The organism is [Clostridium] colinum (assembly GCF_940677205.1).
Classification (GTDB): Bacteria; Bacillota; Clostridia; order Lachnospirales; family CAG-274; genus Tyzzerella; species Tyzzerella colina.
Genome location: NZ_OW712331.1, coordinates 1,647,355 through 1,658,719 on the forward strand (window position 1 = coordinate 1,647,355; position 11,365 = coordinate 1,658,719).

Below are 11,365 nucleotides of genomic sequence, written 5' to 3' on the forward strand. Positions count from 1 at the left end.
TAATATAGAGATGCCAAAATGTATCTCAATTTTTTAGAAAGAGGTGTTTTACAATGAGAGAAGGAATTCATCCAGAATACTTTCAAGCTAAGGTAAAATGTAACTGTGGTAACGAGTTTGTAACTGGTTCTACAAATGAAGAAATTCGTGTTGAGGTTTGTTCTAAATGTCATCCATATTATACTGGTAGCCAAAAACTTTTACTTGACGCTGGTGGACGTGTTGATAAATTCAACAAAAAATATGGTAGAACTAACCAACAATAATTTATTTTTAATATACTTATTATTAAAAATTAACCCTAAAGGATTTAATTCTTTAGGTTTTTTTAATTTATTTTATAAACTTTCTAATCTTTCTAAATATAACTTTATTTTATTATGTTATTAAAAGATGATATTTATATATTTAAAATAATTTTTAATTTTGTATAAAATTATTTTAAAAAGTTACTGTATGAATAAAGCAAGATTGGTTGTTGTTAAGATTAATGATAAATTTTTAAAATTTATCACTATAAATAAATCATAATTTAATTTATAAGTATCTAAGTATTTTATATATATATTTATTATAAAAACATATATATAGTTTATAATTTTTCTATTAGTAAATTTTCTATTTCTTATTTGTAAAATATTTTAATTGTTTATATTTTTCTATCACTAAAAATGGTAAATAGGCTATAAAAAATTTTAGTTTATCTTAAATTGAAAAAGAGTATAGACAAAGTCTACACTCTTTTTTAACATTTGATATATAAAACTTACTTAAATTATTTACCGTAGTAAACTTTTAAGAAGATTTCTTTCATTTCACTCATAAGAGGATATCTTGGGTTAGCTCCTGTACATTGGTCATCAAAAGCATCTTCAACCATTTGGTCAAGAGAATCTAAGAATACTTTTTCTTCAATACCATATTCTTTGATAGATTTTTTGATACCAACTTTACCTTTTAATTCTTCAATAGCTTTAATAAGGCTTTCAAATTTTTCTTTATTGTTATTACCTTTTAAGCCTAAGAAATCTGCAATTTCTGCATATCTTTCAATAGCTTTAGGGTATTCATATTGAGCAAATGTACCCATTTTAGTAGGTGTTTCAGAAGCATTAAATTTCATTACTTCAGTTATTAATAATGCGTTTGCAACACCGTGTGGTAAATGATGATAACCACCTAATTTGTGTGCCATAGAGTGGCAAATACCTAAGAATGAGTTAGCAAATGCCATACCAGCTAAAGTAGATGCATCTGCCATTTTAACTCTAGCTTCAACATCTGTTTCACCTTGTTCAAAAGCACGTGGTAAATATCCAAAGATATTTTTAAGTGACTTAAGAGCAAGACCATCTGTATAGTCTGTAGCTAAAATAGAAGAATATGCTTCTAAAGCATGAGTTAATGCATCAATACCAGATGCTGCTGTTAATCCTTTTGGTTGGCTCATCATTAAGTCTGCATCAATAATTGCCATATTAGGAAGTAACTCATAGTCTGCTAATGGATATTTAGTACCTGTTGTTTCATCTGTAATAACGGCAAAAGGTGTAACCTCAGACCCTGTACCAGAAGATGTAGGAACTGCAATAAAGTATGCTTTTTCACCCATTTTAGGGAATGTATATATACGTTTTCTAATATCCATAAATCTCATAGCCATATTTAAGAAGTCTACTTCTGGGTGTTCATACATAACCCACATAATTTTAGCAGCGTCCATAGCAGAACCACCACCAACAGCTATAATACAATCTGGTTCAAATGCTCTCATAGCTTCAGCACCAGCTTTAGCACAAGCAAGAGTTGGGTCTGGCTCAACCTCAAAGAATGTAGCATGTTTAATACCCATATTATCTAATCTATCAGTAATTTGTTTTGTAACACCAGATTTAAATAAGAATGAATCTGTAACAATAAACGCTCTCTTTTTATCCATAACAGATTGAAGCTCATCAAGCGCAACTGGTAAACAACCTTTTTTAAAGTAAACTTTTTGTGGAGCTCTAAACCAAAGCATATTTTCTCTCCTTTCAGCTACTACTTTAGTATTGATTAAATGTTTAACACCAACGTTTTCAGAAACAGAGTTACCACCCCAAGTACCACAACCAAGTGTTAATGAAGGAGCAAGGTTAAAGTTATAAATATCACCAATACCACCGTGAGTAGAAGGTGTGTTTACAACAATACGTCCTGTTTTCATCATAGCTGTAAATTGGTCTAATCTTTCTTTACCAACTAATGTATCGATAAAAATAGAAGAAGTGTGTCCATAACCACCGTCTTTAACTAATGTATCTGCTTTTTGTAAAGCTTCGTCAAATGATTTAAATTTATACATAGCTAAAACAGGAGATAATTTTTCGTGTGCAAAAGGTTCAGATGGGTCAACAGATGTAACTTCACCTATTAATATTTTAGTTTCTTTAGGAACTTTAATACCTGCCATTTCAGCAATTTTGTATGCTGGTTGACCAACTATGTCTGCATTTAATGCACAAGCATTACCTTTTTTAATTAATATAGTATCTTTAACTTTTTGTATTTCACTGTCTTTTAATACATAACAGCCTCTATCTATAAACTCTTGTTTAACTTCTTTATAAATTTTTTCGTGAACAATAACAGATTGTTCTGACGCACAAATCATACCATTATCAAAAGTTTTAGAGTGTATAACAGAGTTTACTGCAAGTTTAACGTTTGCTGTTTCATCAAAAATAGCAGGAACATTACCAGCTCCAACACCAAGAGCAGGCTTACCAGAAGAATAAGCAGATTTAACCATACCAGGTCCACCAGTAGCTAATATAATATCTGCATCTGCCATAACTTGGTTTGTAAGCTCTAAAGATGGCTCATCTATCCAACCAATAATGCCCTCTGGTGCACCAGCTTTAACAGCTGCATCTAAAACAATTTTAGCCGCTTCTATTGTAGCATTTTTAGCACGTGGATGTGGGCTTATTATAATAGCATTTCTAGTTTTTAAAGCAAGTAATGTTTTAAAAATAGCAGTAGAAGTAGGATTTGTAGTAGGTATAACAGCCGCTATTGTACCAATAGGCTCTGCAATAACTTTTGTACCAAAAGATTTATCTTCGCTTAAAACACCACAAGTTTTTGTGTTTTTATATTTATTGTATATGTATTCTGAAGCATAGTGATTTTTAATAACTTTGTCTTCTACAATACCCATACCAGTTTCTTCAACAGCTTTTTTAGCAAGATAAATTCTTTGTTTGTTAGCTGCTAATGCTGCAGCTGCAAATATTTCATCTACTTGCTCTTGAGTATAAGTAGCAAATTGTTTTTGAGCTTCTTTAAGCTCTTTCATTCTTGCTTTTAAAGTTTCTTCACTATTAACAATAGTTATAGGTTGCTTTTTGTTAGCCATAAAATTTTCCTCCTAAAATGATATAATATATTTATAATCTAAAGATAAATAATGTAAAATAAATAAAATTATAAAACTTTAGATTTTAATATTCATAAAATCCAACATTTGTTTGATATTTATTTAACAATTATATTATATAGTATTGTTATTTATTTGTCAATATAATTTTAAAAAATTTTACCAAATTTAATTTTTTACATAAATTTCTATTTTATAATTATAAAAAAAATTTTTATACATTACAAATATATTACAAATTTTAATAAATTGTTAAAAAAAATGTTTTTACCTTGAAAAAATAAATATGTTTTGTTATACTTTAATTCAATTAACATTTTAGGAGTTTATACTTATGAAAAATTTGGATATTAAATATAAAAAAAAGTTTTTTTATATATTTTTTAGTATTTTAGGTGTTTTTTTTATAGCTTTATTACTTATATTTTTAAGCTATAAATTTTTTAATGCCGAACCTGCTTATGACCCTTTAAAACAAAGGAGCTCTGCTCTTATAACAGATAAAGAAATAAAACAACAATCTGAGCAACAGTCTAAAAGTATTTTTACTCCCCCTGTTAGAACAAATGTGTTAATAACTGGCGTAGATAAAGCAGAAAATTTAACAGATGTTATAATGGTTGCTAGTTTTATTAGTACTACTGGAGAAATAAACTTACTTTCTATACCTAGAGATACATACATAAACTTTACTGGTGATAAACTTAAAACTCTTCGTAGTGTAAATAGAGGTGCGCCAAGCCATATGAAAGCTAATTCTGTATATGCTTATACTAAAAGTAGTGGTATGGATATTTTAAAAAGTAGTATAGAAGATATGCTTGGCATAAAAATTGATTATTATGTAAAGGTAGATTTAAAGGCTTTTAAAAATATTGTAGATTCTGTTGGAGGTATATATTTTGAAGTCCCAAAAGGTGGACTTAAATATAGTGACCCAACTCAAAATTTATATATAAACCTTAAAGAAGGACGTCAATTATTAAACGGTGATGACGCAGAAGGCTTAGTTCGTTTTAGAAAAGGCTATGCTAGACAAGATTTACAACGAGTAGAAGTTCAACAACAATTTATAAAAGAATTTGTTGCACAAGTTTTAAACAAGGAAACTATTATGAATAATTTAGGAGAAATAGCTTTAAATCTTATTAAATATGTAGAAACAGATTTTAGTATATCAAATTTCCCTAAATATATGGGGTGTATACAAAATATTAATCCAGATAAAATGAAATCAGCGACCTTGCCAGGTTCTCCACAAATGATAGATAATTTATCTTATTATGTTTTTGACCCTAATACCACAAAAGATATTGTTAATGAGTTTTTCTATGGAAACACAGATCCAGACCAAGAAACTACTACCTCTTCTACTTCTGAAGAAGTTGAAACTAGCTCTAACAGTAAAACAAAATCTTAATAATAAACTAAATAGGAGGTAACTATGAAAAGAAAATTTTTAATATCTACATTAGCTTTAGCTATAAGTTTATCTACATTTATACCTAAAAGTGTTTTTGCAGATACTAATCTTTTATATACAGATAAAGAAATACAAACTCTTACAGATGGACTTATTTATGAAAAAAGTGAACGTCTGTATAAGTCTGGTTGGAAAGATGTTTATGTTTTAACAATAGATTTAACAAATCCTAATATAGATGTTGAGATATTAGATTCTACAACAGAACACGGAGTTAAAAAAAATGTAGAAACACTTGTAAAAGAAAATAACGCTATTGCTGGTATTAATGCCGATTTTTTTGGCTCTGGTAACCCTACTTCTAGTATGGGACAAATAATAGTAGATGGAAATGTTAATGAAGCTCAAAACTATTATAATGCCTCATCTAACAAATATGCTGGAATTTTTTTAGATAGATATGGTAATGCATTTATAGACTATATAAAATCTAATTTAAGATTATATAACGAAAAAATTTCATTAGAGCTACAAGCTAAAAATAAAATAACAGATTTTAAAAAACCAGTATATTTTGATAGAACTATAATAACTAATACACAAGATTTAGATAAAAGAAGAAAAGACCTTTTTAAAATAGTTGTTGAAAATAAAAAAATTACAAAAAAAGCTGGCGCTGGAGAAGTTGTAGAAATACCTGAAAATGGATATATAATAGTTATGGACAAAGCTACTGCTTCTGAAAAATTAGCTTCATTTAATGTAGGTGATAATCTTACATTTACAGAAAGTTATAAATTTGTTTTTAGAGAAAATAAAAATATATCAGAAGTCTTAACTGGTATTTCTGCCGGTGGCGAAATATTAAGAAATGGCTCACCTGTTTCTACAGGTTTGGCTATTTCTCCAAATTCTAAACAACCTCGTAGTGCTGTTGGTGTAAATAAAGAAAAAAATAAACTTATACTTGTTGCCGTAGATGGACGTGGACAAAGCGTTGGTGCTACGCATAGTGAAATGGCTAACATATTATTAGAATATGGTGCATATGATGCTATACATCTTGATGGTGGTGGCTCTACAACTGTTGCTTTAAGAGAAGAAGGTGAAAGTTCGGTTAAAATAGTAAACAATGTTTCAGAAAAATCTCCTAGACTTGTTCCTAATGCAATAGGTGTTAAAAGCACAAATACTACGGGTGATGTCGCTTCTTTATTAGTAAGTATTGATAAAAATGAAGATGATGCAATAATATCTGGATTAACTTATACTTTAAAAGTAACTGGTATAGATGCTAATAAAAACCCTGTTAATATAGACCCTAATCAAGTTACATTTACTTTTAATAATGAAACAGATGGTACTATAAATGGTAATCACTTTTTATGCAATAATGCAGGAAATTTAACTATAAATGCAACTTATCCAAATGGAGCTACTGGACAAGTTACTTTTGAATCTGTAGAAGGATTTAGCTCTATAATACCAAAAGCTAGTAAAAGTTCTCTTTCTATTGGCGAAAACACTTCTCTTTCTATAGATGCTATAAATAAAGATGGATTTTCTAAAGCAATAGATTCTTCCTTAGTATCTTGGACAGTAGATAATCAAAATTTAGGATATATTCAAGATAATAAATTTTATGCTAAAGCAGAAGGATTAGCTACTCTTACTGCAACATACAATGGTCTTACTGCCTCTATAACTATTGCTATTGGTAGTACCCCTAGCCCTGTTACTTCATTTGAAGAAAACAGAAATTTATTTATGATGTATTTCCCAGCAGATAAAACAGTATCTGGTGGTGCGGGTATAACAAATTCTGTGGCTTATGACGGGAAAAATAGCCTTTTATTAAGCTATAACTTTAAAGAAAATGTTCCTACCCCTCAAGCTAGTTATGTTTGCTTTGAAAAACAGCCAATAATATTAAACAATAGCCCAACTTCAATCCAAATGCAAGTAAAAGGCGATGCTAGTGGCAATATGTTAAAAATGGTTTTAAAAGATAATAATAATAAAGAATATATTTTACCTATATTAAATGAAATGAACTCTAATGAATGGGTTACTGCAAATGTTGCTATTCCTTCAAATGTTGCTTATCCTATTAGAATTGATAAAATATATGCTGCTACACAAAGCACAACGGCTAAAGAAAGTGGTACTGTATATATAGATGGAATAAATGCTATGACAAAAAGAACAGACGGTGGACAACTTATAAATTCTTATAAAGATTATTTAAATCAGCCTATAAGCCAAGTTGCACCTACTAATGTAGAAGAAGATATAAATGTTTTTGGACAAACAGCAACTAAATCTAACCCTAATTCTAAAACTGTTTTACAAGATAGTATAAACGTTATGAAAAATAACGCTAGAGCTTTAGTTTTTGCAGGTCCAACTAACTTAGAAGATATAAACACTGGTGTTTCTACTATATCTTGGAATAATAAATACACTACCACTAATACAAATTATTTATCTATTATAAATCTCGCTACAAAAAGTGGTGTTATGAGAACAGAAAGCCCAGACCAATGGAGATGGCTTCAAAGTTATTTAGAAAATCAAAGCAAAAAAAATATTCTCATAACTATGGATAAAAATATATGGGACCAAAATAACAGTCTTAAAGGTGAAAGAGAAAACGAACTTTTACACAAAATTTTAAAAGAATTTGTTGATAAAACAGATAAAAATGTAATTGTTGTATCTGCTGTTTCAGATAAATCAAATATATTTGTTAAAGACGGTGTTAGATATATTACATTAAATGGCTTGACAAATTCTGACCCTAATAATTTAAATAATTATAAATATTTAAAAATAAGAGCAAGTGAAAATGATTTAAAATATGAAATTTGTAATGTTTATAATGCAAATAAATAACTAATATAAACAAGGCTATAAATTTTTTCTATAGCCTTAGGTTGTATACCTTATCTACAGTATCGCAAAAAAATCTGATTTATTTACACAAGGGCTAAAAATCTAACTTTTTACACAATACGAAGCAAAACCCCATATTGTGACTAGAATTTTTATACAAAGCATAAAAATAAAAAAATTACTCATAAAATATTTTGTCTAAAGTTAGAAACTATACACTTTTTTATATCCTTTAATTTTTTCTTTTTTAAAAACTATAAAAACTAAATATCATATGTAACAAGTAAAACTAAACTTATAAAATTTTTATAAATACATTAATAAATAAACTAAAACAAGTGATATTTAAAATTTAATGTAAATATCACTTTTAATTATTATTAAATATTTATATTTTAAACTAATTTTTAGCTTAAAGCATCTTTAATAGATAAATTTATTCTGCCTTGTTCATCTATTTCTGTAACTTTTACTATAACATCATCACCAATATTAACAACGTCTTCAACTTTTGCCACTTTTTCTTTAGAAAGTTTAGATATATGAACAAGTCCTTCTTTTTCTGGAGCAATTTCTACAAAAGCACCAAAATTCATAATTCTTACTACTTTACCTGTAAATATTTCTCCAACTTCTGGATTTTTAACAATTGATTTTATAATAGATAAAGCTTTATTTATCTTATCTTGGTCTGGAGATGAAATAAAAATTCTTCCTCCATCTTCTGTATCAATTTTATCAACATTTGTTTGTTCTAATATTTTATTAATTGTTTTACCTCTAGGCCCTATAACATCTGCCATTTTTTCTGGGTCTATTTGTAAAAATGCTATTTTAGGAGCGTGTTTAGAAAGTTCATTTCTAGGCTCTTTAATAGCTTTAAGCATAACTTCATCTAATATATATTGTCTAGCTTCATTTGTTTTTTGTAAAGATTGTTTAATAATTTCTGGTGTCAATCCATCTATTTTTATATCCATTTGTATGGCAGTAATACCTTTATGACTACCTGCAACTTTAAAATCCATATCTCCAAAAAAGTCTTCTAAACCTTGTATATCTGTTAATAAAACAAAATCATCATCTGTATCACCAGTAACAAGACCAACAGATATACCTGCCACAGGTCTAGTTATAGGTACACCAGCTGCCATAAGAGAAAGTGTTGACCCACAAACACTAGCTTGAGATGTAGACCCGTTAGAGCTTAAAACTTCAGATACAAGCCTTATAGCATATGGAAAATCTTCTTCAGAAGGTATAACTGGTATTAGTGCTCTTTCTGCTAAAGCTCCGTGTCCTATTTCCCTTCTACCTGGACCTCTAGATGGTTTTGTTTCTCCAACAGAATAGCTTGGAAAATTATAATGATGTATATATCTTTTTGATACTTCTAATTCGTCTAAACCATCTAATTTTTGAGCTTCACTTATAGCTCCTAATGTAGTAACTGTAAGAACTTGTGTTTGTCCTCTACTAAATATAGCCGAACCGTGTGTTCTTGGTAATATATCTACTTCAGCAGTAAGTTTTCTAATTTCTTCAAGCCCACGTCCGTCTGGTCTTTTATGGTCTTTTAAAATCATTCTACGTACAGTTTCTTTTTCATATTTATATATAGCCTCATTTATTTTTACTATATATCCTTCTTGGTCTTCACCTTCATATTGTTCTAAAAGCTTTTCTATAACTTCATCTTTAAGCGCTGTTATTTGTTCGTCTCTAACTTGCTTTAAATCTGTAAATACTGCATTTTCCATTCTAGAATCTGTAATAATATTTACTATATTGCTATATAAATCTTTATCTACACTATGCTCTTCATAGCTATGTTTTTCTTTCCCTATTTCTTTAGCAATATTTTCTATAAACTCTGCTATTTTTATATTTTCTTGATGAGCTAGCATAATTGCATTATACATTGTTTCGTCATCTATTTCATTTGCACCAGCTTCTATCATCATTACTTTTTGCTTTGTAGATGCAACAGTTAAAGATAAATCACTTTTTTCTCTTTGGTCTGCTGTTGGATTTATTATAAATTCACCATCTATAAGGCCTACCATAACAGCACCTGTTGGTCCATTAAACGGTATATCTGATATAGATAATACAATAGATGAACCTATCATAGATACTATCTCTGGGCTACAATCTTGGTCTACAGATAAAACAGTTGCTACTAGACCAACATCATTTCTATAATCTTTTGGAAATAATGGTCTAATAGGTCTGTCTATAAGACGAGAAGTTAAAATAGCTTTTTCTGTTGGTTTACCTTCTCTTTTTATAAATCCTCCTGGTATTTTACCAACAGAATATAATCTTTCTTCATAGTCTATACTTAATGGGAAGAAGTCTATACCATCTCTTGTTTTTTCAGATGCAGTAACAGTTACTAAAACAACTGTATCTCCATATCTAACAATAGCTGCTCCATTAGCTAGTTCAGCTACTCTACCTATCTCGACAGAAAGCTCTCTACCTGCTAATGTTGTAGAGTACGTATTATACATATATTTCTCCTTTCGTATCCAATCTAAAATTAATATTTTTATAAATTGTACATTAAGTATAATTATACCACTTTTTATATTTTTAAACAATGTTTTTTAAATATTTTTATATATTAATAATCAAATATTAATTTATAGTATAAGCTTTATATAAACTGTTTTAAAAGATAAATATTCATTTTTTTAAGTTTTAAACCAATATAAAAAAGCCTATTTAATAGCATAAAAGATTATACTACTAAAAATCTGGCTTTTTCATAATAAAAATCGAGTATTTGTTTTATCTTTAAGTTTGATATTAGTTAACTATATGTTCGTATTTTTCTATAATAGCATTACTTGGTTGTATTTTTTCTACCATCTCAAAGGCTATTTTAACTGCAAAAAAATGTAATTTTACCAAAATAGCTATAATTACTATTCCGAGTAAAAACCCAGTTATTACCCTTTTTATATTATTACTTTCATAGTTTGTTAAAAGTTGTATAAATCCATCTAATATAAGTGGCATAGTTAATAATATTATATATATTCCTTTAATATCTTTTAATTTTACTATAAAAATTATACCTACTATAACTCCTATAAGTTGTCCTGTACATCTTGCACAAATAGGAAACTGCTTTCCTTTATAAAAAAAAGACCTATCTGGCATACAATGACACATAAAAAGTATTTTTAAAAATTTTTCTATTTTACTATACATATTCCACCTTAAATAATTTTTAACAAATTTAATTACAATTAATTTTATATAAGTTTATAATTTACTTAACATTAGTAAAAAAGGTATAAATAAATTATACCTTTTTATATTAAGCACTAAACAACACACCTAAAACAATTAATAAAATATAAAATATGTAAAATAGAATTGATAATGAAATAGATACTAAAAATCCAATTAAACATTTTTTAGCTGTTTTTGGCTTTTTCCCTTCCCATACTAAATATAACACAAGACCTGCTATTGGAATACAAAACCCTAAGCAAAAATATCCTAAATTTCCACTATCAACTACTATATCTTATCTAGCTCCACAATTTTGACATACTTTACTATCTTCTGGTATTTGATTTCCACAAATTTTGCAAAACCGGAAAAACTAC

Annotated in this window: 7 protein-coding genes; 3 read left to right on the forward strand and 4 right to left on the reverse strand. The window is 28.1% G+C overall.

The features are described 5' to 3' along the window. Positions 1–53: 53 nt before the first annotated feature. Positions 54–266: a 50S ribosomal protein L31 gene (gene rpmE / locus NBW53_RS08080; RefSeq protein ID WP_250277766.1), complete on the forward strand. Its 213-nt coding sequence runs from the start codon at positions 54–56 to the stop codon at positions 264–266. 509 nt (positions 267–775) lie between these two features. On the opposite strand, the gene adhE is transcribed toward rpmE, so the two are convergent. Continuing rightward, on the reverse strand, positions 776–3,400 hold the full coding sequence (adhE, locus tag NBW53_RS08085) for a bifunctional acetaldehyde-CoA/alcohol dehydrogenase (RefSeq protein WP_250277767.1): 2,625 nt from the start codon (positions 3,398–3,400) through the stop codon (positions 776–778). A 355-nt stretch (positions 3,401–3,755) separates the two neighbouring features. Here adhE and NBW53_RS08090 point away from each other — a divergent pair, with 355 nt between their 5' ends. Beyond that, entirely contained in the window at positions 3,756–4,841 is a 1,086-nt protein-coding gene (locus NBW53_RS08090; RefSeq protein WP_250277768.1) for an LCP family protein, read from the forward strand. Between the two features lie 24 nt (positions 4,842–4,865). After that, positions 4,866–7,739 carry a phosphodiester glycosidase family protein gene (locus NBW53_RS08095; RefSeq protein ID WP_250277769.1) on the forward strand — a complete coding sequence of 958 codons (2,874 nt, stop codon included), beginning with the start codon at positions 4,866–4,868 and terminating at the stop codon, positions 7,737–7,739. A 407-nt stretch (positions 7,740–8,146) separates the two neighbouring features. Here the strand turns inward: NBW53_RS08095 and NBW53_RS08100 are convergent, their stop codons facing one another. From NBW53_RS08100 to NBW53_RS10190, 3 genes are all read right to left on the reverse strand, one after another. Beyond that, positions 8,147–10,255 (reverse strand): polyribonucleotide nucleotidyltransferase, encoded by a 2,109-nt coding sequence (locus tag NBW53_RS08100; protein WP_250277770.1) that lies wholly within the window; start codon positions 10,253–10,255, stop codon positions 8,147–8,149. A 298-nt stretch (positions 10,256–10,553) separates the two neighbouring features. Next, the gene (locus tag NBW53_RS08105; protein ID WP_250277771.1) at positions 10,554–10,961 is read right to left on the reverse strand and encodes a DUF2085 domain-containing protein; all 408 of its coding nucleotides are present in this window, start codon (positions 10,959–10,961) and stop codon (positions 10,554–10,556) included. 322 nt (positions 10,962–11,283) lie between these two features. Beyond that, complete coding sequence (locus tag NBW53_RS10190; protein ID WP_408647060.1) at positions 11,284–11,343, reverse strand: zinc-ribbon domain-containing protein; 60 nt, start codon at positions 11,341–11,343, stop codon at positions 11,284–11,286. Between the last annotated feature and the right edge of the window lie 22 nt (positions 11,344–11,365).